This is a genomic window from Burkholderia glumae LMG 2196 = ATCC 33617 (genome assembly GCF_000960995.1).
GTDB classification, from domain to species: Bacteria; Pseudomonadota; Gammaproteobacteria; order Burkholderiales; family Burkholderiaceae; genus Burkholderia; species Burkholderia glumae.
In genome coordinates this window covers 90,096-115,337 of the sequence record NZ_CP009432.1, presented here as the reverse complement: position 1 = coordinate 115,337, position 25,242 = coordinate 90,096, and the positions used below count along the sequence as shown (strand labels likewise).

26 protein-coding genes and 5 pseudogenes are annotated in these 25,242 nt (G+C 60.9%); 22 read left to right on the top strand and 9 right to left on the bottom strand.

Annotated elements, in window-relative coordinates; all coding sequences use genetic code 11:
* Positions 1-52 precede the first annotated feature (52 nt).
* Positions 53-325 (top strand): annotated as a pseudogene (locus KS03_RS29180) (transposase); the annotation flags it as partial.
* Between the two features lie 109 nt (positions 326-434).
* On the opposite strand, the gene KS03_RS00620 reads toward KS03_RS29180, so the two are convergent.
* Both KS03_RS00620 and cysC read right to left on the bottom strand, forming a co-directional pair.
* On the bottom strand, positions 435-1,250 hold the full coding sequence (locus KS03_RS00620) for a sulfotransferase family protein (RefSeq protein WP_035976812.1): 816 nt from the start codon (positions 1,248-1,250) through the stop codon (positions 435-437).
* Positions 1,251-1,322: 72 nt separating this feature from the next.
* Positions 1,323-2,006: an adenylyl-sulfate kinase gene (cysC, locus tag KS03_RS00615; protein ID WP_012734068.1), complete on the bottom strand. Its 684-nt coding sequence runs from the start codon at positions 2,004-2,006 to the stop codon at positions 1,323-1,325.
* Positions 2,007-2,544: 538 nt separating this feature from the next.
* On the opposite strand from cysC, the pseudogene KS03_RS33460 reads away from it, so the two are divergent.
* The 11 genes and pseudogenes from KS03_RS33460 to KS03_RS00570 form a co-directional block, all read left to right on the top strand.
* Positions 2,545-2,664, top strand: a pseudogene (locus KS03_RS33460) (transposase); the annotation flags it as partial.
* A 338-nt stretch (positions 2,665-3,002) separates the two neighbouring features.
* Entirely contained in the window at positions 3,003-4,556 is a 1,554-nt protein-coding gene (locus KS03_RS00610) for a phage integrase family protein (protein WP_102952664.1), read from the top strand.
* 39 nt (positions 4,557-4,595) lie between these two features.
* Positions 4,596-4,886 (top strand): hypothetical protein, encoded by a 291-nt coding sequence (locus KS03_RS00605; RefSeq protein ID WP_017425259.1) that lies wholly within the window; start codon positions 4,596-4,598, stop codon positions 4,884-4,886.
* Positions 4,887-5,010: 124 nt separating this feature from the next.
* A complete protein-coding gene (locus KS03_RS00600) occupies positions 5,011-5,682 on the top strand; it encodes a tyrosine-type recombinase/integrase (protein ID WP_012734065.1) in 672 nt (223 codons plus the stop codon).
* Positions 5,683-5,793: 111 nt separating this feature from the next.
* The gene (locus KS03_RS00595; protein WP_012734064.1) at positions 5,794-6,042 is read left to right on the top strand and encodes an AbrB/MazE/SpoVT family DNA-binding domain-containing protein; all 249 of its coding nucleotides are present in this window, start codon (positions 5,794-5,796) and stop codon (positions 6,040-6,042) included.
* Entirely contained in the window at positions 6,036-6,356 is a 321-nt protein-coding gene (locus KS03_RS00590; protein ID WP_012734063.1) for a type II toxin-antitoxin system PemK/MazF family toxin, read from the top strand. The genes KS03_RS00595 and KS03_RS00590 overlap by 7 nt, the downstream gene beginning before the upstream one ends.
* A gap of 11 nt (positions 6,357-6,367) precedes the next feature.
* Entirely contained in the window at positions 6,368-6,631 is a 264-nt protein-coding gene (locus KS03_RS00585; protein WP_017433216.1) for a hypothetical protein, read from the top strand.
* Positions 6,632-6,643: 12 nt separating this feature from the next.
* A complete protein-coding gene (locus tag KS03_RS00580; protein ID WP_012734062.1) occupies positions 6,644-6,886 on the top strand; it encodes a hypothetical protein in 243 nt (80 codons plus the stop codon).
* 63 nt (positions 6,887-6,949) lie between these two features.
* On the top strand, positions 6,950-7,252 hold the full coding sequence (locus KS03_RS30720) for a hypothetical protein (RefSeq protein ID WP_127913981.1): 303 nt from the start codon (positions 6,950-6,952) through the stop codon (positions 7,250-7,252).
* A gap of 69 nt (positions 7,253-7,321) precedes the next feature.
* Entirely contained in the window at positions 7,322-7,516 is a 195-nt protein-coding gene (locus tag KS03_RS30715; RefSeq protein ID WP_124837731.1) for a hypothetical protein, read from the top strand.
* A gap of 712 nt (positions 7,517-8,228) precedes the next feature.
* Entirely contained in the window at positions 8,229-9,275 is a 1,047-nt protein-coding gene (locus KS03_RS00570) for an IS481 family transposase (RefSeq protein WP_012734061.1), read from the top strand.
* 58 nt (positions 9,276-9,333) lie between these two features.
* Here KS03_RS00570 and KS03_RS00565 read toward each other — a convergent pair.
* From KS03_RS00565 to KS03_RS00550, 3 genes and pseudogenes are all read right to left on the bottom strand, one after another.
* Positions 9,334-9,642 (bottom strand): annotated as a pseudogene (locus KS03_RS00565) (ATP-binding protein); the annotation flags it as partial.
* Positions 9,643-9,673: 31 nt separating this feature from the next.
* Positions 9,674-10,911, bottom strand: a protein-coding gene (locus KS03_RS00560; RefSeq protein ID WP_085962446.1) for an IS3 family transposase whose coding sequence is annotated in 2 segments (ribosomal slippage) — positions 9,674-10,557 and positions 10,557-10,911 — 1,239 coding nt in all. Because the reading frame shifts where the segments join, the coding sequence is not laid out codon by codon here.
* Positions 10,912-11,019: 108 nt separating this feature from the next.
* A protein-coding gene (locus KS03_RS00550) for an IS3-like element IS1417 family transposase (protein ID WP_085962358.1) occupies positions 11,020-12,224 on the bottom strand; the annotation gives its coding sequence in 2 pieces (ribosomal slippage) (positions 11,020-11,909 and positions 11,909-12,224; 1,206 coding nt in all).
* 97 nt (positions 12,225-12,321) lie between these two features.
* Between KS03_RS00550 and KS03_RS00540 the strand changes: the two are divergent.
* A pseudogene (locus KS03_RS00540) lies at positions 12,322-12,681 on the top strand (integrase core domain-containing protein); the annotation flags it as partial.
* Positions 12,682-12,790: 109 nt separating this feature from the next.
* Here the strand turns inward: KS03_RS00540 and KS03_RS00535 are convergent.
* Positions 12,791-13,210 (bottom strand): hypothetical protein, encoded by a 420-nt coding sequence (locus KS03_RS00535; RefSeq protein ID WP_012734057.1) that lies wholly within the window; start codon positions 13,208-13,210, stop codon positions 12,791-12,793.
* A gap of 226 nt (positions 13,211-13,436) precedes the next feature.
* On the opposite strand from KS03_RS00535, the gene KS03_RS00530 reads away from it, so the two are divergent.
* From KS03_RS00530 to istB, 4 genes are all read left to right on the top strand, one after another.
* The gene (locus KS03_RS00530) at positions 13,437-14,288 is read left to right on the top strand and encodes an AraC family transcriptional regulator (protein ID WP_012734056.1); all 852 of its coding nucleotides are present in this window, start codon (positions 13,437-13,439) and stop codon (positions 14,286-14,288) included.
* A gap of 727 nt (positions 14,289-15,015) precedes the next feature.
* Positions 15,016-16,254, top strand: a complete 1,239-nt coding sequence (locus KS03_RS00520; RefSeq protein ID WP_045678675.1) for an FAD-dependent monooxygenase — start codon at positions 15,016-15,018, stop codon at positions 16,252-16,254.
* 548 nt (positions 16,255-16,802) lie between these two features.
* Complete coding sequence (gene istA, locus KS03_RS00510; RefSeq protein WP_017432522.1) at positions 16,803-18,059, top strand: IS21 family transposase; 1,257 nt, start codon at positions 16,803-16,805, stop codon at positions 18,057-18,059.
* Complete coding sequence (istB, locus tag KS03_RS00505; protein ID WP_012732871.1) at positions 18,056-18,922, top strand: IS21-like element ISBcen28 family helper ATPase IstB; 867 nt, start codon at positions 18,056-18,058, stop codon at positions 18,920-18,922. The genes istA and istB overlap by 4 nt, the downstream gene beginning before the upstream one ends.
* A 415-nt stretch (positions 18,923-19,337) precedes the next feature.
* Here istB and KS03_RS32515 read toward each other — a convergent pair whose 3' ends face one another.
* Both KS03_RS32515 and KS03_RS00495 read right to left on the bottom strand, forming a co-directional pair.
* The gene (locus KS03_RS32515) at positions 19,338-19,550 is read right to left on the bottom strand and encodes a hypothetical protein (RefSeq protein WP_017424862.1); all 213 of its coding nucleotides are present in this window, start codon (positions 19,548-19,550) and stop codon (positions 19,338-19,340) included.
* Between the two features lie 2 nt (positions 19,551-19,552).
* Complete coding sequence (locus KS03_RS00495) at positions 19,553-20,494, bottom strand: LysR substrate-binding domain-containing protein (RefSeq protein ID WP_012734053.1); 942 nt, start codon at positions 20,492-20,494, stop codon at positions 19,553-19,555.
* A gap of 81 nt (positions 20,495-20,575) precedes the next feature.
* Between KS03_RS00495 and KS03_RS00490 the strand changes: the two genes are divergently transcribed.
* Together KS03_RS00490 and KS03_RS29165 are read left to right on the top strand one after the other, a co-directional pair.
* Positions 20,576-20,974 carry a nuclear transport factor 2 family protein gene (locus tag KS03_RS00490; protein WP_012734052.1) on the top strand — a complete coding sequence of 133 codons (399 nt, stop codon included), beginning with the start codon at positions 20,576-20,578 and terminating at the stop codon, positions 20,972-20,974.
* A 15-nt stretch (positions 20,975-20,989) separates the two neighbouring features.
* Positions 20,990-21,716 (top strand): annotated as a pseudogene (locus KS03_RS29165) (IS6 family transposase).
* A 127-nt stretch (positions 21,717-21,843) separates the two neighbouring features.
* Here KS03_RS29165 and KS03_RS33115 read toward each other — a convergent pair.
* Positions 21,844-22,782: a GGDEF domain-containing protein gene (locus KS03_RS33115; RefSeq protein WP_017433349.1), complete on the bottom strand. Its 939-nt coding sequence runs from the start codon at positions 22,780-22,782 to the stop codon at positions 21,844-21,846.
* Between the two features lie 63 nt (positions 22,783-22,845).
* Between KS03_RS33115 and tnpA the strand changes: the two genes are divergently transcribed.
* From tnpA to tnpC, 3 genes are read left to right on the top strand one after another with little or no spacing between them, the layout of a single operon-like run.
* The gene (gene tnpA, locus KS03_RS00475) at positions 22,846-23,322 is read left to right on the top strand and encodes an IS66-like element accessory protein TnpA (RefSeq protein ID WP_012734051.1); all 477 of its coding nucleotides are present in this window, start codon (positions 22,846-22,848) and stop codon (positions 23,320-23,322) included.
* Positions 23,298-23,648 carry an IS66 family insertion sequence element accessory protein TnpB gene (gene tnpB / locus KS03_RS00470; RefSeq protein WP_012732753.1) on the top strand — a complete coding sequence of 117 codons (351 nt, stop codon included), beginning with the start codon at positions 23,298-23,300 and terminating at the stop codon, positions 23,646-23,648. The genes tnpA and tnpB overlap by 25 nt, the downstream gene beginning before the upstream one ends.
* 31 nt (positions 23,649-23,679) lie before the next feature.
* Complete coding sequence (gene tnpC, locus KS03_RS00465; protein ID WP_012732752.1) at positions 23,680-25,236, top strand: IS66 family transposase; 1,557 nt, start codon at positions 23,680-23,682, stop codon at positions 25,234-25,236.
* Positions 25,237-25,242: the final 6 nt, after the last annotated feature.

Here is a 25,242-nt window from a genome sequence, read left to right as displayed (position 1 = left end):
CGTCGGGCCGTCCTGCACGATGTTGGTTCCCGAGATAAAGGAAAGCACGAAGATGCGAGGCGCGGACGGTTACAACGAATCGTTGTTCAGCACGGTGAGGCTAGAGGAATTTGTTCCGCAGGCGCATCCGCTGCGCCAGATTCGGATGTGGCTGAACGAAGCACTGTCGAAGATGGATGCGAAGTTCTCGGCGATGTACGAAGTCGACGTGAAGAGAGGCCGACCGAGCATCGCGCCTGAGAAACTGACGCGGGCGATGCTGTTGCAGGTGCTGTACAGCATCCGCAGCGAGCGGCAACTGGTCGAGCAGATCTCGTACAAACTGAACCGCACCGGGAATCGTGGAGGCCGGGCTCAGGCCCCGGGCATTCCACTTACCCGTCTGTCCGAATTTGCGAGGCCACCTCTCGCAATCGCTGATGGACTGAGGAGTATCAGAGATAGCCGAACGCCTGCAAGGCCTCATGTGCGGTGCTTTCGCAATGGGCCTGGAAATCAGGCGTCAATTCCTGTCGCCATGACGTGGCACGTTCCGACAAGAACGGCCGCGACAGGTTGAGGTGGCTTTGATCGTGGCGCAGCGCGGGGGCGCGATGCGCGTTTTCAAGCATTTGTTCTTCGAACGCCAGGCCGAGGAACCGGGTGGCTAGGCTCAACACGTGCCGCGGATTGCCGACGAGATCCTCGTAGCGCACCAGCAGGTAGTTTTCGCGCGCTTGCATGGTCTTGAACAGATGCAGATTCGTGTAGTTCCAGAGTCGCGGGAAATACTCTTCGATGCCGATCGGCGCCCAGTCGACTTGCTTGAGCGAGGCCAGGGCGCCGCGGACGTCTCGCACGATATGAAGAAAGCGCAGATCGCTGTCAAGTAGCCCGACCTGCTCTAATTTGCGGATCGACAGCAGATCGTCGGGTGTCTTGTCGCCACTGATGCGGCTGGTAGTATTTTGCGCGATGCGTGTGTAGATCGCATTCAACACCCCGGCGAGCGTCGGTTTCGCATCCGCGACGGCATCCTCTACCTCCGCCGCCGAAATGTAGGGCTGCAAGACCTCGGCAAAATCGTCGGTCGAGGTGATGATCTTGACCACCAGCCTTCGTGCCACCGACCAGTCGCTGATGCAGCCGAGCACATGAGCGATCGGGCTGATGAAGGTGGTCTGGTTGGGAATGAATATCTCGCTATGGAGGTTGAGCGCCTCCTTGAACAGCGTCGTGCCGGAACGGGGTGATCCAAAAAGAATGAACATAATGAACGAATAGATAGGCACCCGACTGGGGAGCAGAGAGGGCTGGCAATGGCCTCGCCCAACGCAGTAATGTCAACCGTGTGGCGCTGACCGATCCACCATGCACTGACGTTCGAAATGGCGCATCAACCTCTCAACGCCGTCGGCACAACTCATCTCATCGGTAACGATGTGCAGACCTGGGGCGATCGGACGTTCGTAGGGACTGGTGACGCCAGTGAAGCCTGGAATCAGGCCCGCGAGAGCTTTCAGATACATGCCTTTCGGATCGCGCTGCATGCAAGTGTCGAGCGAGGCGTCCACGAACACGTCCACGAAGCGCTCGACGCCCACGATCTCGGCGGCCCGCATCCGGTCCTCCTCGAACGGTGACACTAACGAGACCAATACCACCAGGCCGGCGGCTACCCCGATACGCGCGATCTCGGCTGTGCGCCGCGCGCTTTCGGCGCGACCGGCACGATCAAAACCGAGGTCGCAGTTCAGGCGTTCGCGCAGTTCGTCACCGTCCAAGACTAGTGCATCGCGATGTCCGTCCCGCAAGCGCGTGGCAAAAGCGCGGGCCAAGGTCGTCTTGCCAGCGCCGGGCAGGCCGGTCAACCAATAACATAGTCCGGCTCGCGCTAGAGAGGGGCCAGGCGTGTCGCTGCGCGGCCGGTTCGCGGCCGCCGATCGGGCTTCTTGTGGGGTATTCATGGCACCACCTTTTGTGGATTCGATTACAGCTTGTGATTGCATCAGTACGTCGGGGCCCATTGCAGACTCCTTCCGTCGGTCATGCTCCACCATTAATAGCGGCTTTGGCCCGACGTTCGTTCATGCAATGTCGCTACGTTCGTCCTCGTAAGAATCACGCGACACGCTGCTCCCACAACGCATTAGATTTGCACACTTGCCGCCGGCGCTCGCTGGCGGTGGGATTCCGCTGGCTGCTTTGCGGCCTTGATCGGTAGGGCTTTGGCAGTTCAAGTCGGGGCGATGCGCTTCATCGGCATACCGATCAGCAGCAGGCCGGGCTCGGCATGGCCACAAAAGAATTGAATGATTTCTTTCATTATGATTTTCCTTTTATTGCAGAAGATGTGGGTATGCCCAAGGCGTTCGGCGTGGGTGGTCCTTGCCGAATTGCACGACGATTAAACGCAGCAATCCGGGAGAACCGTCGCGCAGCTATGTAAATATGTGTAAAAAATGTGAGTGTGCATTTGTAGGGCAGCGTCGAGCCGGACAGGCACACTTTGAAGGGTACTGTCGGTATTATCAGATTGTTGCGCGAAGGCTTGTATAGTAGGGCATGAAGAAATCGACTGATGCCGTCCAGCCGTGCGTTGATTCGCCGATCTCTTTCAAAGGCTACCGCTTCCCACCTGCCGTGATCAGCTACGCGAGGTGGCTGTACTACCGATTTCCGCTGTTCCGAGAGGGACGTGGCAAGCGAGGGCGCACGGGCAGTAGCCAGAGGCGCCCGGAGAATCGGGGCATGAATAGCCCTGATAATACGAGTTATCAGGGTTAGGGCGAACGCCGACATTACCCTTCGACCAAGTGTCCGTCGCAAGCGGCCGCTGCGCCCGTGCCGGCCACGCTCGAGGCCCCTTCCGCGACCAGGTTGACCCAGATTGCTTCTCCAGCGAGCGGGAACTGCTCGGCCCCAATTTCGAGCAATTTCCGCCGGCGAGCTCGCCCGCGATCGACCGGAAGGTCGCGCGCAATCGGCGTCTGCGCGAACGGCAGGACGCGGCGCTCGCCCGCATGGAAGCGGCGGTCGTCGAAGCCCCGCGCCCCGACCACACGCTCAAGGGCTGGTTCGACGCGGCCGTGGTCGCGCGCCTGGCCGCCGTCGGCATCACCACCTTCGACGCCCTGCTGGCGCTGATCCGCCGCCGGCGCCAGCGCTGGTACACGGCCGTGCCGCGGCTCGGGGCCACCGGCGCGCGGCGCATCACCGACTTCCTCGACCAGCACGCCGGCACGCTCGGCTCGCTGTCGCGGCTCGCGCTCGTGCCGCGCCGGCAGCTCGCGCCCGGCGACGCGGCCCTGCGGCCGCTCGCGCGCGCGGGCGCAGAAGTGGTGCCGCTCGAGGCACTGCGCGTGCCGGCTGCGCTCGACGGCTCGGCGGGCCTGAACCGCGCGCCCGTGCCCGCGCACCAGGCCGAGATGAACACCGACCTGCAGGCGGTCAACGCCTGGATCGCGATCCGCGGCGCGCGCAGCGCGCAGACGCAGCGGGCCTACCGGCGCGAGGCCGAGCGGCTGCTGCTGTGGGCCATCGTCGCCAAGGGCAAGCCGCTCTCGTCGCTCAACACGCTCGACGTGGCCGAGTACCTGGAGCAGTTCCTCGCCAACCCGCAGCCGGCCGAGCGCTGGATCGGGCGGGGCGGGGTGGAGCGGTTCGACCTTGCCTGGCGGCCGTTCGCGGGGCCGCTCTCGGCGCGCAGCCGCGACACCGCACGGCGCATCCTGACCGCGATGGGCGCCTGGCTCGTGCGTCAGCAATACCTGCGCGTGAACCCGTTCGAAGGGCTCGCGGCCGCGGCGCCCGTGCCGATCGACACGGCTGGGCGCACGCTCACGCACGCCCAATGGCGCTACGTGCTGCAGACCGTCTGGCAACCGGAGCCCGTGCTCGGCGCCGAGCCGGACCGGAGCGACGCCGCGCGCGCCGACCGGATTCGGCGGCAGCGCGACGCCTTCGTGCTGCTGCTCGCCTATGCGACGGGCCTGCGGCGCGCGGAGCTGGCCGCGGCCACCACCGGCGACCTGTCGCGCAAGGCGCTCGACGGCGCGCTCGAGGACGCCTACGTGCTGCGCGTGGACGGCAAGGGCCGGCGCCGGCGCGAGGTGCCGATGCCGGCCCGGCTCATGAATCTGCTGCGCGCCGAGCTGCGCGCGCGCGCCGAGCCCCTCTCGCTCGAGACGGCGCCGGCCGACACGCCGCTCGTGGCGCACCTGGTGACGGGCGCGGCGCTGCATCCGAACACGATCGGCGCGCTCTTCAAGGGGATTTTCGCGCGCGCGGCCGAGCGGCTCGCGCCGAGCTACCCGGGCGCCGCGGCCGACCTGCAACGCGGGAGCACGCACTGGCTGCGCCACACGTTCGCCAACCACGGCCTGGACGCCGGCGCCGACATCCGCGACATGCAGGCGCTGCTCGGCCACGCGAGCCTGGCCACCACCACCCACTACGCGAAGGGCGATGCCGCGCGCCAGTACCAGACCGTCGATGCATTCTTCAATGCCGCGCTCAAGGGGGCGGGCGCCGCACCTGCTGCGGCGCCCGCTGCCGTGCACGAGACGCAGGGATAGCTCGACGTCGGGTCGCCCGATCGGCCGCCCTCGCGCGCGGTGCGCGTCGAGCTCACGTTGCGCATCGCGCCGAAGCGCCCCGGCAGGCACAGCGAGACGGCGGCCAAGCGCGTGCGCGAGCGCATCGAGCGCGGGCTGCTCGCCCGCTACCGGCGCACGCCCGCGGGCGACTGCCAGACCGTCCTGCAGGTGGAGTTCGTCTCGGCCGACGTGTTCGACCGCGAGCTCGATGATCTGCTTGCCGCGATCGCGCTCGAGGCCGAGCGGCACGACTGCGTGTCGGAGAGCGAGGCGTGGGCCGTGGTCGACGGCGAGACGTGGCGCTGGTGACGGCGCTCGGCGCCCGGTGGGTTTTTCCGAGGAATCGAGGCGGCAAGCCGTGATAGGCTAGAAAAAGACCCTGAACAAATCTCTCTCTGAATACGTCATCAACGAGTCCTATTCAGAGGAACGCATGGCCCAAGCTGCAACACTTCGACCGGCACAAATTCGGCACCTGCTCGCCGTCACGTCTGCAACATCCCGCCATCCTGAGCGCGATAGTCTTGTTCTCCTGCTAGGCATCACGTGCGGGATGCGCGTCAGCGAGATAGCTCAAATCGAGATTCAAGACGTGCTATTCCCTTCGGGCGCTATCCGTTCAGAGGTCAGTCTCAGGGCCGCAATTACGAAGGGCTGTCGGCAGCGCTGCGTCTATCTCACGCACCCGAAAACGGTTTCGGCTCTGGAGTGCTACCTGGGCCATCGCATTGCGCACGGGATCGGAATCGAGCTAACCGCCGAGCACTATCGCGGACTCGCGCCGTCAAGTTGCCTGGTCCTGGCAAGCAAGGGCCGAAAGTTTGCGATGAACACCAAGCGACGCATCAACGAGGCTGGGGAGCCGGTTGACTACTCGGCGTGTGACAGCCTTCAATCGCACATCACAAAGCTCTACAGGGACGCGGGGATACTCGGTGGATCGTCCCATTCGGGCCGACGCTCGTTTGCCAGTAACCTCATTGAGCAAGGGCACGATATCGAGACTGTGCAGCAGCTTCTCGGCCATGCCGAACTTGACCACGTTTTGCCGTATCTGGACGTGTCCGATAAAAGGCTCCGACAGATGTTTTGCGAAGTGTTATGAAAGCCGCGCGCGGCACTGTGCGGCGCGCGGGTCCGGGGAAGTAAAGTGTAATAACATTGTGTTGACTGTTGCGACCGCGTGGGGTAACATTGTTATTACTTTGGAGGTGCTATGAGAACGACGATTCGCAGAATGGGTAATTCGCAGGGTGTGCTGATTCCGAAGCCCGTCCTTGCGCAACTGGGGCTGGAGAGCGAAGTGGAAATGGAAGTCGAAAACGACGCGATTGTTCTGCGTCGCCCGAAGCACAAAGCCCGCGAGGGTTGGGCGGAAGCAAGCAAGGCTCTGGCCGAGAGCGGTGACGATGCGCTGGTCATGGGCGATTTTTCGAATGCCGATGACGCGGAGCTTGCGTGGTGATGCGCGGGGAAGTCTGGTTAGTCGCGCTCGATCCGACGCTTGGTAGTGAGATTCAAAAGACGCGCCCCTGTGTCGTCGTTTCACCTCCCGAAATGCACGACCACTTGCGCACTGTCATCGTCGCGCCGATGACTTCCAAGGGGCGTCCAGCGCCGTTTCGGATTCCCGTGACGTTCAAGCGCAAACATGGTTTGATCCTTCTGGATCAGATTCGCGCAGTGGACAAGGTGCGCCTGGTCAAGAAGGAGGGCGCAGTTGCCGATAAGACGTTGTTGGACACCCTGCGAACCTTGCAGGAAGTCTTTGCCGAGTAAGGAAAACGACGATGCGCGACCGCAACGGCCTTACGAACGAGAACCTGATTCGTCTCCCGGCCGACGTTGCTCGCGTCGTGTTGGCGCATCCGCAGTTCCGATATCTCGACTGTGCGGCACGCCTGCGGGGTGATTGGGTGCAACGTAAGAGTGACGGTGCGAAGTTCTTCGAAGTGTACGAACCGAGTGCCAATGACGCACGGCAATTTATGGAGTTCGCTGAACGTGTGGCCGAGCATCTGCTGAAGGCAGGCGAAGCGGACAGCAAACAGTAGGAAAACGCGACGATGGATGCCAAGACGATGATTGATGATGCGCGTCGCTATCGCGAGCAGGAAGAGCTTGTTGGTAAGGGTGGCGTCGTGGTGTTTTTCCAAGGCGAGGTCCAAGGCTGGGTGAACCAGTTGCGCAACCCTGAACATTGGCGACCCGGCTGCATAGCAGTCGATGAACAAGGCCGCATGTGGACGACTCTCGCGGGTAGCGAACGCGATGGGGCACTGATGTGGCTCGCGAACCACGAACTGTAGGAAAACGTCGGCCTGGCCGACCCAAGGACAAGCCGGCTTGGCCGGCGTCAAGGAGAAGAAAAAGTGGGTTATGGATCTAATCAGGGTGTTCGAGATGAAGAGGAATCACACCGTGAACGCCTCGCGGAGGAAATTGCAACCGGTGCGGCACGCCTTGTCGCGGCCGGTGATATGACCCGTTCTGATGCAATCAGAGCTGTCACCGAATGGCATCGAGAGGAGACGGCTGCCAGCGGCGATGTGACCGGAACAAGGTCCATTGAAAATAAATTCCCATCGCCGAGCACTGCAGCGCCTGAGGCTCAGGTCATCGCTATCGCTTCGGAGATGCTGGACAACGCTCGGGATGCGGCGGATACCCTCTGATCTGAGACCGACTAGGAAAACAGGAAAAGCGAACCTGGGCCGCTGCAAATAGACACTGAAGGACACATCATGTTCACTGATGCAAAACGGGAACTGAAAGAACTGATCGCGCTTGTTGACCAACTCGCGCGTGAAGACGCCACGCGTGCGGCCACGCCGGAAATCGTGCCTGGTGAGGGCTACGATGAATCGCGCCGATCACGAGAGCTGCGCTCGATTGCGCTGATTGAAAAGTACGAGCTTCAAGGCTGGAATCGGCACTGATCGGTGGAGTTCCACATGCACAGGCACTTCGTAGCAGAGCTGATTTCACACATAGCACTCGTGGAAATGAAGTTAACGAAGCGGTCCTGGCTCGGCCTCTCAAGCACGACGAGACCAACGGAACCATGCGTGCAGCCGGTCTGCCGCAGACCGCATAACGCCAAGGAAAACGGGCAAAAAGGATCAGGGAATGTCACAGACATACGGAAGCCAGGTTTTCGGCCCAGCGTATGACGTCGTGGTGCCGGTGATAATGGCTGTCGCTTTCATCTACTTTGGGCTGCGAGCGCGAGGTATGACGCCGGATGAACGAGCGAAGATGCCCCTCATTATCGGCAACTGGAAGGCTTGCTTCCTTTTCGCGGCAATCGCGACCCTACTGGCGGTCGTCAAGTGCCTTGGCAGCTAGAGCACGGAAAACAGAAAAGGCGCACTCGCCCGTAGCGCCGCTACCAGGGAAAGCGTCGGTGCTGCTGGCAAGAGCAAACAAGGGCACTAGGAGGATAACTGTGGCATGGGACTGGACAATCAAAATCACCGATCTCGCTATCGTCGCGGCGACGTTCTTCGGACCAATAGTCGCAGTACAAGCTCAAATGTAGAAGTTCAGACTTGATCTGACAGTAAGGCCTTGCCAAGAGGCGGGGTTACCCGTTTTGATAGAGGTGCGAATCTTCATCAAAACAGCGCGCAAGCGCCAAGGAGTAACCCCGTGAGTAGTCTCAACCAAAATGTCATCCGCCACAAGATCGGTCTGCTGAATCTGGCCACCGAGCTCGGGAACGTGTCGAAGGCCTGCAAGGTGATGGGGCTGTCGCGCGATACGTTCTACCGCTATCAGAATGCCGTGGCCGAGGGCGGCGTCGATGCCCTGTTCGACAGCAATCGGCGCAAGCCGAATCCCAAGAATCGAGTCGATGAAGCGACGGAAATCGCCGTGCTGGCCTATGCCATCGAGCAGCCCGCCCACGGGCAGGTTCGGGTCAGCAACGAATTACGCCGGCGCGGTATTTTCGTGTCTGCATCCGGCGTTCGTTCGATCTGGCTGCGTCACGAATTGTCGTCCTTCAAGCTGAGGCTCGTGGCGCTGGAGAAGCAGGTCGCTGAAAAAGGCATCGTGCTGAGCGACGATCAGGTGGCCGCGCTGGAAAGAAAGCAGGACGACGATGTAGCTCATGGCGAAATCGAAACCGCTCACCCCGGCTATCTGGGCTCGCAGGACACGTTCTACGTGGGCACGATCAAGGGCGTAGGCCGGATTTACCAGCAGACCTTCGTCGACACCTACAGCAAAGTGGCGATGGCCAAGCTGTACACGACCAAGACACCGATCACGGCGGCCGATCTGCTCAATGACCGGGTGCTGCCGTTCTTCGAGGAGCACGGCATGGGTGTGATCCGCATGCTGACCGATCGAGGCACGGAGTATTGCGGCAAGCCGGAATCGCACGATTATCAGCTGTACCTGGCGCTGAACGACATCGAGCACACCAAAACCAAGGCGCGACATCCGCAGACCAATGGCATCTGCGAGCGGTTCCATAAAACCATCCTGCAGGAGTTTTATCAGGTCGCGTTCCGCCACAAGCTCTATCTGACGCTGGTGGAACTGCAGGTCGATCTCGATACTTGGCTGATGTACTACAACGGCGAGCGAACGCATCAAGGTAAGATGTGTTGTGGTCGCACGCCTTTGCAAACGCTCATCGCGGGCAAGGAGGTGTGGAAGGAGAAAGTGAGCCACCTGAATCTGATCTGACAGTCACGCACCGTCGGAACGGGTAACTGTCAGATCGGGTCGCGACTTCTACAGCTCAAAGGTGGTTGGACCGTAGACGCCAAGTTGAGGATCGGAGGGTCGCGGTGTTTCGGACGCTCTTGTCGATGCCGCGACTCTGCCGGTATTCGATGTCCTCGATGCAGGCCTGGGGATTCTTGAGTTTCGCAGACTTCAGCAGCCGTTCGAGCCGCCGAGTATCGCGCCAGGCGAGCTCGCGTTCGACGACCATGCCGAAGCGCTCTTCGAACGATAGGCTGGTGCTGGCGGTCAACGCCGCTTGTTCCTCGAACGCGCGGGCCATGCCGTCGAGCTTCAGGGACTTGAGCTGGGTTAAGGTTTGCTGCATTGGACTTGCCCCCGCATAACCGGACACTCGGTCACGCTTGAGTTGGAGAACTGGCTCGCTGGCGAAACTCGCGTGGCGAGTGGTATTTCAAGGCGCTGTGCGGATGCGACTCGTTGTAGTGGTCGAAAGCGATGGCCAGATTCTGCAGTGCCGTCCTCGCGTCGGGCTTGGGCATCCACGACACGTAATCACGCTTCATCGTCTTCACGAAGCTTTCGGCCATCCCGTTGCTCCGCGGACTCCGGACCGGTGTCGTAACCGGCGTCAGACCGATTTCTCTCGAGAACGTCTGCGTCTCGTCGGCAATGTAGCAGGAGCCGTTGTCGCTCAGCCATTCGATTTCATTGTCCGCTTTCAGCTTGCCGGCGAAGCGGTTTTCGACGGCCTGAAGCATCACGTCGCGAACCATGTCGCCGGTGTAGCCGCCCGTGCTCGCGGCCCAGCTCATGGCCTCCCGGTCGCAACAGTCGAGCGCGAAGACCACGCGCAACGGCACGCCGTCGTCGCAGCGGAATTCGAATCCATCCGAGCACCAGCGCACATTGCTTTTGTCCACGGCAACCTTGCCCTCGTGTCGACGCGTGGACGCCGCGTGACGTCGGCGTTCGAGCAGCAGCCCGTGGCGATGCATGACGCGGTACACCCGCTTGACGTTGACACGCGCCTGGCCCAGCGCGTCCCGGCTTCGCCGGAGCAATGCCCAGACGCGCCGGTAGCCGTAGGTGGGCAACTCGCCAACCAACGCCTGCAGTTCGTTGACGAGCGGCATGTCGTCCAGCGCGGGCGTCTTGCGCCGGTCGACCCATTCGGCGGTGCGATTCAACTTGACCGTGAGATTCGAGCGCGACACACCAAGGACATCGCAGACCGTCTTCAACGGTCGTCCCCCGGCAGCAAGGGTGAGCGCGCAATCAATTTTTTTGCTCGACCGTACTCCACGGCCTCACGAAGAATTTCCACTTCCATCGTCTTCTTGCCCAGCAGCCGCTGCAACTCGCGAATCTGCTTCAAGGCCTCGTTCAGGTCCGAGGCCGGCACCACCTGCTCGCCGGCACTGACTGCCGAGAGGCTGCCGTCCTGATAGAGCTTGCGCCAGGCGAAGACCTGGTTGGCATTGACCTGATGACGACGGGCAACCCCGGAAACGGTGGCGCCGGGCTCGAAGGTCTCGCGCACGATGGCGAGCTTCTCGTCGACGGAACGCCGGCGACGTTGCTCGGGCTGGGTCAGAACCTCGACGGGTTCGACGTTGTGACTGGGCTTAAACATAGGCGTAAGACTACCTCATCATTTAAGCGTTACCTCGTGTCCGGCTTTCGAGGGGGCCAGCCCAGTGATCCGTGGAGTTGCCCCCGTAACTCAGGACACGGCACCCACTTAGGTTGCTGAATCCGTCGAACGTCGAAACTCGCGAGGCGAGCGGTACTTCAACGCGCTATGGGGATGCTTTTCGTTGTAGTGCTCGAATGCGATGGCCAGATTCCTGGCCGCGGTCGCTGCGTCCGGCTTCGGCATGATAGCGACGTAATCGCGCTTCATGGTCTTCACGAAGCTTTCCGCCATGCCGTTGCTCTGCGGGCTGCACACCGGCGTGGTCAACGGCTTCAGGCCGAGCAGCGCCGCAAACTGACGCGTCTCCTCGGCCGTATAGCCCGAGCCGTTGTCGCTCAGCCACTCGATTTCGGACTCGGTATGCAGCACATCCCCAAACCGGCTTTCCACCGCAGCCAGCATCACGTCGCGCACGATGTCGCCGCTATGGCCGGCCGTCGTGGCCGCCCAGCTCATCGCTTCGCGGTCGCAGCAGTCGAGTGCGAACGTCACGCGCAACGGCTCGCCGTTGTCGCAGCGAAACTCGAAGCCGTCGGAACACCACCGTTGATTGCTGCGCTCCACCGCAACCTTGCCATCGTGACGGCGCTGCGGCCGAACCGGTGTCGCTCTGCGTTGCATCAGCAGGCCATGCATGCGCATTACGCGGTAAATGCGCTTGGCGTTCAGCGGTGCCTGTCCCGCTGCAATGCGCTCGCGGCGCAACGCTCCCCATACGCGTCGATAGCCGTAGCTGGGCAGCTCGCTGATCACCCGCTGAATGGCTTCGACGACTGGTGCATCGTGGGTCGCTCTGGACTGCCGTGCGTCGCGCCAAGTCGCCTCGCGTGACCTGCGTGCCGATACGTTCGAGCGCGACACGCCGAGGACTTCGCAGACCAGTTTCACTGGCTGTCCTCCGGCAACGATGGCGAGTGCGCTATCCATTTTTTTGCCCGGCCGTATTCGACAGCCTCGCGAAGAATCTCGTTCTCCATCGTCTTCTTGCCGAGCATGCGCTGCAGCTCGCGAATCTGTTTGAGCGCGTCGGCCAGCTCCGAGGCCGGAACCACTTCCTCGCCAGCCTTGACCGCCGACAGGCTTCCATCCTGGTAAAGCTTGCGCCAGTGAAAGAGCTGGTTCGGATTCACGCCGTGCTGGCGCGCTACCATCGAAACCGATTTCCCCGGCTCGAAACTCTCGCGAACCATCGCCAGCTTTTGCTCTGCCGTCCAGCGCCGCCGACGCTCCGGGCCCGTCAACACGTCCATCACTTCCTGCCTGGTGTGAGTCAAAAACACGGTCTTATGCCTACCCGTTATTGTAAGTGGGTGACTGTGTCCGGTGTTTCAGGGGGCTGCTCCAATCCGCATGCTGACCGATCGAGGCACGGAGTATTGCGGCAAGCCGGAATCGCACGATTATCAGCTGTACCTGGCGCTGAACGACATCGAGCACACCAAAACCAAGGCGCGACATCCGCAGACCAATGGCATCTGCGAGCGGTTCCACAAAACCATTTTGCAGGAGTTTTATCAGGTTGCGTTCCGCCGCAAACTGTATCTGTCGCTCGAGGAACTACAGGCCGATCTCGATACTTGGCTGGCGTATTACAACGGCGAGCGAACCCATCAGGGTAAGATGTGCTGCGGTCGCACGCCTCTGCAGACGCTCATTGCGGGCAAGGAGGTGTGGAAGGAGAAAGTGAGCCACCTGAATCTGATCTGACAGTCACGCACCGTCGGAACGGGTAACTGTCAGATCAGGTCGCGACTTCTACACATTACCCATGCCGGGAGTCGCCGGATCGGATAGAAGCCGTGCGCCCCTCTCGGGACTAGTGCGACCCTGCATCCGTTTGCGCGTCTGGCAACAAGATCCGCGCCAGAGCCAGTGCCTCGTCTCTCGTCGCAACCGTCAGCATGGGGAAGCCCCAAAATTTCTCATACATCAGGGCAAATGCCTTGGTCGCCAGCCGCTTGGCGGTATTCGGTTCGATGTAAATCCCTGCCCTGACGAAGGCCCGCAATGCGCTCTTGTGGCGTTTCATCCACAGCGAGGTTTGTTTCATTTCTTCCGGCGGATGTTCGTGCTCTTCTTGCCTTCCTTTATCAAGACCCTCTTCGTTGAGCAAAACAAAGACTTCCTTTCGCGCGAGCAATACCTCGAACTCGGTGAAAGGCGAGGCGGCGGCGTCGGTGCCCGGCGAGTTCAGTCGCATCCAGACCACGGGGAACTTCGAGGCATCAATCAACATGCCGAATACTCCTTCGGGACCTAAAGGGGAAAAGCTGGCAACCCCACCTCATCAAGGCAACGGGATACCTCTGCAGGTCGGAAGCGCAATGGCCCGTTAAGCAGAACGACCAGCATGGTCAAGCACACGATACCGACGGAATATCTCGACGTCACTGCACAATTCAGCCATAATATTTTTCAATTAGGCCACCGCCTAGTCTTTGACCGGAGGTCTGATACGCATCATGTCAAGCATTGCCATCACCGATTTGATTGTGTCCAAGGACGTGGACAACGTCCCCCGGCCCGTTGTCGCGCTGAGCGCCATGACGGTGACGAAGGACTGGGAACATGCGAAGCATCGGCATCGGCGGGCGCAACTGCTTTACTCCGTGCGCGGCATTCTCAACTGCGAAATTGAAGACGGCGTCTGGATCGTGCCGCCGCAATGCGCGGTATGGATACCTGGAGACTTGCCCCATGCGGCACGCGGATCGGGCGAAACGGAGTGTCATTGCCTATTCGTGGAGCCTGACGCCGCACCGGATCTTCCGAAATCCTGCTGTACGATCTCCGTCTCGCCATTGCTGCGCGAACTGCTTCTGAAGGTGGCCTGCTTCCCCGAGTTATACCCGCTGGGGAGCCGGGAAGACCGGCTGATTGCCGTGTTGCTGGATGAGTTGGCGATGGCGCCGGTGGAAGACCTGCATTTGCCGATGCCGCGCGATCCTCGATTGCGCCGACTCGCGGAAATGCTGTTGACCGATCCTACGGACAAAACCTCGAAGGGTGATTGGGCTACCCGCATTGGCATGAGCGAACGAAGCATGAGCCGACTGCTGATGCACGAAATCGGCATGAGTTTCGGACGCTGGTGCCGGCAACTGCATGTGATCCTTGCACTCCAACGCTTGACCAAAGGTGAAAGCGTGCAAACGGTGGCGCTGGAGTTGGGCTATGAAAATGCCAGCGGGTTCGTCACCATGTTCCGCAAGGCGGTAGGCAAGCCGCCAGCACGATACCTTGCCGATCGAATGGTAAACGCACGGTCTGCTGCCATCGGCGGCATCGTGCTTGCCGATCAGGTCTCGCCTTGACTGCAGCATGCGGTCGTGCACCGAGCATAGAAGCCTGACAGAAATCGGGAGACAGCCGCTGGACATCAGTGGCCAGCCGCTGTCGAATTCACCGACCTCGGTTCGAGCTCGCCTATCCTCTTCTGCCTTGGGACATCAGACATTCCGGACACGTCACGGTGACGGTGAAAGCTGGCTCCTCGTCGAGATAGAAGCCTTCTTGGCTCGCCTGCGATCGGAGATGCTCGAGTAAGACCCGATCCTCGCTAAAAATCAACCATGCGCCACAGTGGCAGTGCATGATGTCGTTCTGAACATCCTTCCGGTCAGGCTTGAGCGCGTAGAGAGCACGGCCTTGCGCGCCTTCCGTGCGGACCAGCAACCCCGAGATCCATAACAATGTGACAGCTCCTGCAGTTCATGTTCTCACATCTTTGCTGTCGAGTTTATAGTCAAATTCAGTATCTTATCAAGATAATTAATCAGACATATATCTACGACTTCATCATCACAATACTCCATCATTCGCTGCTTATGCCGCATTGAACTATATGATGGCCGGATTGCGCAATGACGCCGCCTGCCGCTTAGCATATCCTAACTGCTGCAACTGAACGCGGTCCGCCAGGAATACGATAGATACCTTTGGCAGTACGAGTTTCCCAGTTGTCTGGATGCGTTATGACGATCTTGTCGCCCGCTGTAAGCAGCTATTGCAGATGGTGAATTCAATCTGATTGGAGATAAAATGAGTAACCTTAACACTCCGGCCTTGACTAACAAGAAGATTCTGGTCTCCGGCGCCAGCGCCGCCGGTCCGGCACTGGCTTATTGGCTCGATCGGTACGGCTTCGACGCCACTATAGTTGAACGCCACCCTACCATCCGCCCAGGCGGCTACGCTATCGACGTCCGTGGTTCCGCCATTCACATCTCTCAGAAGATGGGTATCTTGGAAGACTTGCAGGCAGCAGATACCAAACTGGAGGAAATCGCATTCTATGACGATGACGATAAACTCGTTGCCTCCATGGATCGCAACTTTGGCGCGGGTGGCGGCATTGCCGGAGACCTCGAAGTGCTGCGGGACGATCTTGCCAGAATACTCTACAATAAAATAAAAAATAAGGTTACATTTAAATTCGGCAATTCCATCGCCAAGCTCACCGAGAATACCGACGGCATGGAAGTCGAATTTGAAAGTGGCGAAAAGGAGCGATACGATCTTGTGATCGGCGCTGACGGAACTCATTCCAACGTCCGTCACCTAGTGTTCGGCGAAGAGTCGCAGTTTGCGCATTTCTGGAACCGCTACATCTCCGTATTCACCATTCCCAATTACCGCGGCCTCTATCGCAAGTGGGATTGGCATATGCGCCCCGGTTTCTTTGGTGGAATCCAGCAATATGGAGACAATAACGAGACTCGCGGAATCTTCCTGATGGCCGGCGAATTCGAGACGTTCGACAGCCGCGACATTTCTGAGCAGAAGGCTATGGTCCGCAGGCTCATGAGCGACAAGATGGCTTGGGAGATACCGCGGCTACTCGATGAAATGGATAAAGCCTCAGACTTCTACTTCGATTCAGCGTCGCAGATTAAGATGCCAACTTGGTCCAAGGGTCGGGTGTCGCTCGTCGGCGATGCTGCGGCCGGTCCGACCGCATTCACTGGCCAGGGCACCAGCGCCGCCATGGTCATGGCATATGTGTTGGCTGGCGAACTGGCTGAAGCGCGGGGCGACTACAAAACGGCTTTCAAGCGCTACGAAGAAGTGGCCCGTCCCTTTGCAGACATGAACCAGAATATCATCTGGCAGGGCAAGGAAACGCAGATTCCAAATTCTTGGGACGAGGTGCGTGAGCAGCTTGCCGGCATCGACCTGATGAAGGCGGGAACCCCCACCCCTGAAGGTTCCCTTGCCGACATCGTGCAAACCGCGGCGAACTCACTCGATCCGAAGGACTATTCACGCTTCTATGTCTGACAGTACAACCACGTTCCCTTCCGAACGACGTCTTCCCGCCCCGGAGTAACGCGATGGCTAAGACGCCTCGACAAAATGCTGCTTGCGGTAGTTAGCGCGCCGGCTTTATCCGTTTTACCGCGGCGCGCCTCTATCTCCGGCAGTGGAGATCAGCGGCGAGTACGGTCGCCCTGATGAGATCATCGATCTAGCAGTCAACCAGGTCGGCCGAAGCAAACTTCCCCTGCAGCGCGGTCTAGCCGTCGCGCGTCGGCGTGCGCCGATACCGGGCGAGCAGATTGTGCTCGATGCGCTCGCGAACGCGCTCGGCCCCCGTCTCACCGCGCCCGCCCGGGCGCTTCGGCGAAATGCGCAACGTCAGGTCGACCGTACCCCGCGTGAAGGCGGCCGATCGGGCGGCCCGACATCGAGCTCCCGATCCGCTGTCAGCGTCGGATAGATACTCCCCACTTTCGTCGAAGTAATTTTCCCCAGTTTTTTTATCTGACGGCGCCGCGGTAGCGGCGCCGTCCTGTCGATCGCTGACCATATTGCCCTGGAGATCCGTCGTGGGGGTGTCGGTGGTCGAGCTGGAGGAAGTGATGACGATTCTGGAATTGCATCGGCAAGGGCTGAGTATTTCGGCCATCGCCGCTCGACTGGGTATGGACCGCAAGACCGTTCGCAAATACATCAGGAATGGCGTTCAGGCGCCGCGTTACGGTCCACGTACGCCGCGACCGTGCGTGGTCGATCCGTTCGTCCAGTACATCACCGAACGCGTACGCGAGTTTCCCGAATTGAGCGTCGAGCGTCTGCTGCGTGAGGTCCGGGCGATGGGTTACGCGGGCGGTCGCACGGCGCTGGGCGACCTGGTTCGGGAGGTCCGGCCGCCCCGCCAGCGCGGCTTCGAGGTACGCTTTGAGACGCCCGCCGGCCATCAGGCTCAAGTGGACTTCGCGCACTTCAGTGTCGAGTTCGACGACGCGCCCGGCCAGCGGCGTTCGATCTGGCTGTTCTCGATTGTACTCGGGCACAGCCGCTATCTCTGGGGACGCTTCGTCGAGCATCAGGACCTGCAGACCGTCTTGCGCTGCCACATGGAAGCGTTCGAGCACCTCGGCGGCGCTCCGCGTGAGATTCTGTACGACCGAATGAAGGCTGCCGTGCTCAGCGAAGTCGAGAGGCACATCGTCTACAACGCGAAGCTGGTCGCGTTTGCGCAGCACTACGGCTTCGCGCCGCGGGCCTGCAAGGCGTATCGCGCCAAGACCAAGGGCAAGATCGAGCGCCCGTATCGATACATCCGGCAGGACTTCTTCCTGGCGCGCCGTTTCCAGAACCTCGCCGACCTGAACCGCCAACTGCGCGAGTGGCTCGACACGGTCGCCAATGTCCGCGTGCACGGCACGACGCACCGCGTCGTCGCTCAGCACTTCAATGAGGAGCGTCCTACGCTGCAGGCGTTGCCGCCCGGCACCTTCAACGGCGTGATCCGGCTTGAACGGCGCGTGAGCCATGAAGGTCTCGTCTCGGTCGGTGGCAATTACTACAGCGTGCCCGATCGTACGCGCAAGCGCGTGCTCGACGTTCACAGTCTGGCGCACGAGATCCGCATCTACGAGGACGGTGAACTGCTGGCGGTTCATCCCGTGCTAGAAGGCCGACGACGAACCTCGCTGCTGCCCGGTCATCGGCGTGCAAACCAGCGTAAGCAGCAGGCACGGCACCCCGTGCCATCGGTGACGGCGAGCGTGGCTCGCCGGCCCCTGTCGTTCTATGACCAGGTCGCAAGACGTCTCGCAGAAGCCGGGAGGACCGCATGAACAGCATGCCTGCCTCGACACTGGAGCGCATCCGACGCTATCTCGTCGGCCTGCGCATGCCGCGCGCGCTCGAAACGCTGGATGCCACCCTGAACCGCTTCGAGCAAGGCGACAGTTCGATGCTCGAAGTGCTGGAAACGTTGCTGGGCGAGGAGTTCACGACACGCGAAACACGCCGCATCCGGATGGCGCTGCAGACCGCGCGGCTCGGCACGATCAAGACGCTGGCCGGCTACGACTTCAGCTTCCAGCCGAGCCTGGATCGCGATCGCATCATGACGCTTGCGCAACTCGAGTTCATCGAACGACGGCAGACCGTTCACTTCCTGGGGCCGCCCGGCACGGGCAAATCGCACCTGTCCATTGCGCTGGGCGTGGAAGCCGTACGCGCGGGCAAGAGCGTCTACTTCGGCTCTCTGGCCGAGATCGTGAACTCGATGGCCAAGGCCGAACGGGAAGGCAACCTGGCGCAGCGCGTGCGCTTCCTTGCCCGTAACAGCCTGCTCATCGTCGACGAGATCGGCTACCTGCCCATCGGCTCCAACGGCGGCAATCTGTTCTTCCAGCTCGTCAACGCCTGCTACGAGCGCTGCGCGATCATCCTGACGTCCAACCGCAGCTTCGGTGAATGGGGTGACGTGTTCGGCGACAGCGTGGTGGCCGCGGCGTTGCTCGACCGGCTGCTGCACCACGCGATCGTCGTGCAGATCGAAGGCACATCGTACCGCCTGCGAGAACACGCCGATCTGCTGCCGGACCATCTGCGCAACCGTCCGTCTTCCCTGAACCCCGTGCCCGCTGAACCGGCTCGCCGGCGCCCGGGCCGCCCCCGAAGGAACCCATTCGATCACGTCGCCGGCTGATCACCGTCCGAACAGGGTGGGGAATTTTACTTCGACACTTCTGGGGAAATTACGTCCGACGTTGACATCCGCCTCGCGCACCGCAGCGGGCGCCGTCGAGCGCGGCGTTGAAGAGCACCTCGACGGTCTAGTACTCGCCCTTCGCGTAGTGGGTGGCGGTGACCGGGCTCGCGTGGCCGAGCAGCGATCGCATGTCGCGGATGTCGGCAGCGGCGTCCAGACCTTGGTTGGCGAACGTTTGGTGTGGCCAGCGCGTGCTCGCGCGTTGTAGGTCGGCCGCGGCGCCCGGGTAGCTCGGCGCGAGCCACTCGGCAACCCGCGTGAAGATCCCTTGAAGAGCGCACCGATCGTGTTCGGATGCAGCGCCTCGCCCGCGACCAGGTGCGCCACGAGCGGCTTGTCGGCCGGCGCGCTCTCAAGTGCCAGTAGCTCGCCGCGCGCGCAGCAGATCCATCAGCCTGTCCGGCATTGGCACTTCGCGCCGGCGCCGGCCCTTACCGTCCACGCGCAGCAAGTAGGCGTCCTTGAGCGCGCCGTCGAGCGCCTTGCGCGACAGGTCGCCGGTGGTGGCAACGGCCAGCTCCGCGCGCCGCAGGTCGGTCGCGTACAGGACTGATTTTCTTGACACAATCAGTCTTCCCGCGCAAGCCGCAGCAAGACGTCAGCGAGGGCGCGAATCTTGGACTGTGCAACGCGTCGGGATGGGTAGACGACGAAGTACGACAAGCCGTTTTGCGCCACCTCGATAAAAGGCGTCACCAGTTGCTTCGTCCGTAGGCGGTCGCTCGCCATCCTGAGATCACCTATTGCAACCCCATGCCCTTCAGCCGCAGCGGCGAGCGTCGATTCGAGGGAGTCCAAAACGAGGCCACGGCTCGCGTCGATCTGCCGTGCCCCAATGAATTCCAGCCAGCATCGCCACTCCTCACGGCCATGCCCGGGATGGAGCAATGTGACATGAGCAAGGTCAGCTGCCGAGCCAAGCGATGCGGCCATTTCGCTTGTGCACATCGGTGTGAGTTGCTCAGCAAACAATGGAATCGCATCCATACCCGCCCACTGCCCAGTTCCACGAACAACGATGGCGTCTACGTCAGACGTAGTGAAATCCGGCGTGTCGTCCGATGATGTGGAGATGCGAAGTTCTGTTCCAGGCAACGCGCTATTAATATCCGCCAGCCGTGGAAGCAACCAACGAATCGCGAACGTGGATGGCAATCGCAGGGTGACGATAGGCGCTGTCTTCGCGTGAATATCTGCGTGTTGAACCAGTTGCGTGAGTACGCTTACGGCCACGACCAATAGTTCGCTTCCTTCCGCCGTCAGCGTCAGCCCCGACGCGTGGCGCACAAAAAGTGGGCACCGATAGTGGGATTCCAGTTGCTGGACCTGACGGCTCAACGCGCCTTGCGTTCGACACAAATGGTCAGCGGCTCTGCTGATGCTCCCGAGTTGCGCCGCGGCGACGAATGACTGGAACGCTGCCAGCGGCGGCAGCGGCCGCATAAGGTCGGCCAATGGGTATGCATGGGTTGCATACCCGGGTTGCGGATTTTTCGATTGTTCTGTCATCGGTGCATCGCTATCTTGCCAGTACCGGATGCGCGTCCGTTCGAAAGCGCGGAGTTGTCAACGAATGATCGGAGAATGAAGATGGCCTCATCGTCAGAAGCAATATACACGCAGCAGGTTCGCAACTATCTCGCGGAGTTGGAGCGCGGCGATGTCGCGGCGATCTGTGCATTATTCAAGCCGGACGCCCAGATCTTTTCGCCGCTTCTCGGCTGGATGCTCCCTGAGCCATTCTTTGAGAAGGTCAATGCAGCGTCGGGAGGAAGCAAAATAACTCCTATCGACATCTGCACTAGCACGAAAGGGGCCCGACGTGCAACCGGTTACTTCGTCTATGACTGGGGGCTAAAAGATGGGTCCGCAGTGCGTTTCGAGTGCATCGATGTTTTCGAATTCGACGACGATGGGCTCATCGAGCGGATGATCATCGTCTACGATACCCATCCGATTCGTACTACGGTAGGTGACAAATACGCGTAGCCGACAGATGGAGGGATGAAACCGCCAGCGCTCTACCACGGCCATCGACTCCCCGCAGCGATCATCAGCCAGGCGGTGCGCGGGTATTTCCGCTTCCAGCTGAGCCGACGCGACATCGAGGAGCTGCTATTAGAGCGCGGCGTGATCGTCAGCTACGAGACGATCCGCCGATGGTGCAAAAAATTCGGTGCGACCTTCGCCCGGCGCGTCAAGGCTACGCGACAAAAGCCTGGCCGCATCTGACATCTGGACGAAATGTTCGTGAATCTGCGTGGCGAGCCCTGGCTACTGTGGCGAGCGGTCGACGAACACGGTGCCGAACTGGATATCCTGCTGCAGAAGCAGCGCGACAAGGCCGCAGCGAAGCGCTTTTTTCAGCGTGTGCTGCGTACCTGCCCGGCACCGCGGAGGATCGTCACCGACCAATTGCGCAGTTACTCGGCGGCCATGGCCGATATTCCCGAACTCGCCCACGTCAAGCACATGTTAGTGAAAGCCGCTGCCCGCGTGAACAACCGCGCCGAAAACAGCCATTAGCCGACCCGCGAACGCGAGCGACGCATGCGGGGATTTCGACCCGACGCGCACTCAGGCTTTCCTCGCGAGCTTCGGGCTGATCCGCCAGCACTTCGCCCTGAAGCGGCATCTGCTGTGTGCTTCGCTTTATCGCACTCGCCTCGCCGCACGCTTCTCGACGTGGCGTGAATTGACCGAGATCACCCAGAATTCGTCTGCAGCGTGAAACATGCAGGCCGAGCTTGCGCCCCTTGTGAACATACTCCGCTAACGTGACAGCGTCCCGGGGATTGCCTGTGGCGGATCTGACCCGCCAGGTCAACCTCCGCCGTGGCTTATCGTGCGAAAATACTTCATTGGAGATTCAACGAGCTTATCGCGCCACCACCACCAGACTTCTTAATGTGATAGGACGCGGCATCGGCCAGTTTTAGTAGTTCGCCTAGATTGCTTCGATGCGCCGGCGCTACCGCAAATCCCAAGCTGGCCGTTATCTGAATATTCTCGTTTCCCACTGGAAACGGCTTTGCCAGCTCCTGAACAATGCTTCGGCCGATCGCGTAGGCGTCGATATCATCTGATGTATCGAATTGGAGAGCAACAAATTCGTCTCCCCCCATCCGGGCTACAACCGAGCCTTCGGGCATGACAGCCCGAATTCTTCGTGCCACCTGAACCAGGAGGTCGTCTCCGGCGGAGTGTCCAAAGGAGTCGTTCACACCCTTAAAGCCGTCCAGATCGAGGCAGTGGACGGCGATCATCGATGACTTCGCAACGGCGAGACGATAGGCGCGCTGCAATCCCAGACGATTCGCAAGACCGGTGACTGGGTCGTGATACGCAAGTACAGACATGTCGAGGCGTGTCGTAATATGCCTTGATGCCGTCTTATACACATACAGAGCAGTCTCACACCCACCGAGCAAGAAGATCGCAAACATGCAGGACAGGTAACGATGTGGTGCGTCTTGCCAAAGCGCCGTTGCAATGATTGCGGGCCCAGCAGCAATAATGAGCGCAGGAATGGCGATGTAGGGGCGAATAGCAACGCGAGCCACAATTCCCGAGCAGTATCCAAACAGCAGGGCTGTCCCAAGTAATTGCAGATTCAGATCTGGCTGTCGAAAAAATACCGTGGTCAAAGCGCCAGCCGACGCCGCAACGATGGCCGTGGCGACGAGGTGAGACACCTCCCATCTGCGAGCCTCGGGCATGCTGAGATCTCCTTTCGCCAGGCGACTCATTTGCCTCAGTTGCAGCGCAATCTGTAAGCGCTCTTTGAAGGACGCCATTGCACGACGAGGCTGATTCACCGAGGCTACGTGTCCATGTTCAATGAGCGTGGACAGGTGTGCATGAACGAGCAACACGGAGGTTTGCAGAGCCGGTTGGTGGCCGATCGCAAGCGAGACGGACGGCGCAAGTACGACGAGGATGCGAAGCGCGAGTTGATACAGGCGTGTCTGAAGCCAGGGGTGTCGATCGCGCGGACGGCCATGGAGCACGACATCAATCCGAACCTCGTTCGGACGTGGATTTCCAAGTATCAGCGCGAACAAGCCGCGGGCGAGATAGCCAGCTCCGCGGCGGAGCCGTCACGAGAGGCTCGCGTCGAGTTGTCGACGGCTTCCGTGCCTGAGGAATCAGCCTTCATGCAGGTCGTCACCTCTGCGGCTGCCCCCACTCCGGCTAAATCGGCTGCGGTGTCCTCGCTGAAGGTGCACTTACCAAACGGCGTTTCCTTGGAGCTGAGCCAGGCGAACTTCGATGAACTGACGATGCTCGTCCAGATGCTCGGGAGGCTGCCGTGTTCCGGTTCGACGAAGGGCTGAAGGTCTACCTGCATCGCGATCCGGTCGACTTCCGCATGGGCATCAACGGGCTGTCGATCCTGGTCGAACAGGCGATGCGCCTGAACTCAATGACCTCGGCGCTGTTCGTCTTCGGCAACCGCCGTCGTGATCGAGTCAAGATCCTCGGCTGGGGCGGCAACGGTTTCTGGTTACTGCTCAAGCGACTCGAAGCCGACCGCTTCGTCTGGCCGAACGGTGGCGACACGATCACGATCAGCACCGAGCAGTTGCACTGGCTGCTCGACGGCATCGACCTGGCCGTGATCCAGAAGCATCCCCAGCGATATTACGCGCGGATGAGCTGAACACCACGCAGGTGGCGTGGTCTAATTGGCCATGCCGAACAGCCCCGTCATGCCGAGTGTTGAGCAATACCAGGCACTGCTCGCCGAACGCGATGCGCTGCGCGGTGAGCTTCGGCTCGTGACGGCTCAGCGCGATCTGGCCGAAGAGAAACTGCGGGCCTACAAGCACGAACTGTTCGGCGCCTCGAGCGAGGCGCGCCATGCCGACCAGCTCGGCCTGTTCAACGAAGCCGAGGCGCTGGCGACGACTGCCGACGCGCCCGCGCGCGAGGATATGCCCGGTACATCGGTCGCGGCCCACACGCGAGGCAAGCGCGGGCGCAAACCACTCGATCCGAATCTGCCGCGCGAGGTCGTGCGGCACGAGCTGCCCGAGTCCGAACGGTTCTGCGCCCATGACGGCCAGGCCCTCGTCGAGATCGGCGTGGAAACGAGCGAACAGCTCGACGTGATTCCCGAGCAAGTGCGCGTCGTTCAGCACCAGCGGGTCAAGTACGCGTGCCCATGCTGCGATCTCGGCATCAAGGTCACGCTGGCGCCGACGCGCATCATTCCGCGCGGGCTGCTCACGGAATCCGCGCTGGCGTGGATCATCACCGGCAAGTATCAGTACGGCATGCCGCTGTATCGTCAGGCCACACTGCTGCGTCGCTTCGGCGGTGACATCTCGTCGAATACGCTGGCCGCCAGCGTGGTGCGGGTAGGTCTGGCCACGCAGCCGGTGATCAACCTGATGCGCGACGCGCTGCTCGAATCGAACTTGATCTACGGCGACGAAACCACGTTCCAGGTGCTGAAGGAACCAGGACGAAGGCCGCAGACGAAGAGTTACCTGTGGGCGCAGGTCAACGGCTCGGGGCCGTCCGTGCGGATGTTCTCCTACTCGCCCGGGCGCGGTGCTCAACATGCGCAGAAGCTGTATGCCGGTGTACAGCCCGGCACTGCGCTGATGACGGATGGCTACGAGCTCTATAACGGCATCGCCCACGATCACCAGCTCGTGCATCTCGGATGCTGGGCACACGTGCGCCGCGGCTTCATCAAGGCCGAGGAGTCGGTGCCGAAGGCGGCACGCTCACCGGATCTGCTGGCCACACGCTTCGTGGCACTGATCGGCAAGCTGTTCGCGGCCGAGGCGCGCAGCGCGAAGTGGGAGTCTGAACGTCGGCGACGGCTGCGCGCCCGGTACAGCGCCCGCGTGCTCGTCATCATCGAGCGCATGCTAATCGAGCATCTGCCGGGCGTCGTGCCGTCGAGTTTGCTCGGCAAGGCATTGCAGTACATGAACGGACAGTGGCCCAAGCTGGTCCGCTACGTCGAGAACGGCAACTGGCCGATCTCGAACAACCTGTGCGAGAACGCGATAAGGCCGTTCGTCGTCGGCCGCAAGGGCTGGCTGTTCTCTGATACGGTCGCCGGTGCGCAGGCCAGTGCCAACCTGTACTCCCTCGTCGAGACGTGCAAGGCGAACGGCATCGAGCCGTATCGCTATCTGGTCTGGCTGTTCACCAGGTTGCCGCTCGCTGCAACCGCCGACGACTACGCCGATCTCATGCCTTGGAGAATGTCTGCTGGCCTCAACCGCTGAGGGGCG

Bases quoted from the DNA above. Each gene is read 5' to 3' on its own strand.
- KS03_RS33115 (WP_017433349.1), bottom strand. From the start codon at position 22,782: ATGGCGTCCTTCAAAGAGCGCTTACAGATTGCGCTGCAACTGAGGCAA.
- KS03_RS00600 (WP_012734065.1), top strand. From the start codon at position 5,011: ATGGCCCAAGCTGCAACACTTCGACCGGCACAAATTCGGCACCTGCTC.
- cysC (WP_012734068.1), bottom strand. From the start codon at position 2,006: ATGGGCCCCGACGTACTGATGCAATCACAAGCTGTAATCGAATCCACA.
- KS03_RS00490 (WP_012734052.1), top strand. From the start codon at position 20,576: ATGGCCTCATCGTCAGAAGCAATATACACGCAGCAGGTTCGCAACTAT.
- istB (WP_012732871.1), top strand. From the start codon at position 18,056: ATGAACAGCATGCCTGCCTCGACACTGGAGCGCATCCGACGCTATCTC.
- KS03_RS00495 (WP_012734053.1), bottom strand. From the start codon at position 20,494: ATGACAGAACAATCGAAAAATCCGCAACCCGGGTATGCAACCCATGCA.
- KS03_RS00620 (WP_035976812.1), bottom strand. From the start codon at position 1,250: ATGTTCATTCTTTTTGGATCACCCCGTTCCGGCACGACGCTGTTCAAG.
- KS03_RS00585 (WP_017433216.1), top strand. From the start codon at position 6,368: ATGCGCGACCGCAACGGCCTTACGAACGAGAACCTGATTCGTCTCCCG.
- KS03_RS00595 (WP_012734064.1), top strand. From the start codon at position 5,794: ATGAGAACGACGATTCGCAGAATGGGTAATTCGCAGGGTGTGCTGATT.
- tnpA (WP_012734051.1), top strand. From the start codon at position 22,846: ATGAACGAGCAACACGGAGGTTTGCAGAGCCGGTTGGTGGCCGATCGC.
- tnpC (WP_012732752.1), top strand. From the start codon at position 23,680: ATGCCGAACAGCCCCGTCATGCCGAGTGTTGAGCAATACCAGGCACTG.
- KS03_RS00535 (WP_012734057.1), bottom strand. From the start codon at position 13,210: ATGTTGATTGATGCCTCGAAGTTCCCCGTGGTCTGGATGCGACTGAAC.
- KS03_RS30715 (WP_124837731.1), top strand. From the start codon at position 7,322: ATGTTCACTGATGCAAAACGGGAACTGAAAGAACTGATCGCGCTTGTT.
- KS03_RS00580 (WP_012734062.1), top strand. From the start codon at position 6,644: ATGGATGCCAAGACGATGATTGATGATGCGCGTCGCTATCGCGAGCAG.
- KS03_RS00610 (WP_102952664.1), top strand. From the start codon at position 3,003: ATGGAAGCGGCGGTCGTCGAAGCCCCGCGCCCCGACCACACGCTCAAG.
- KS03_RS00530 (WP_012734056.1), top strand. From the start codon at position 13,437: ATGTCAAGCATTGCCATCACCGATTTGATTGTGTCCAAGGACGTGGAC.
- KS03_RS00520 (WP_045678675.1), top strand. From the start codon at position 15,016: ATGAGTAACCTTAACACTCCGGCCTTGACTAACAAGAAGATTCTGGTC.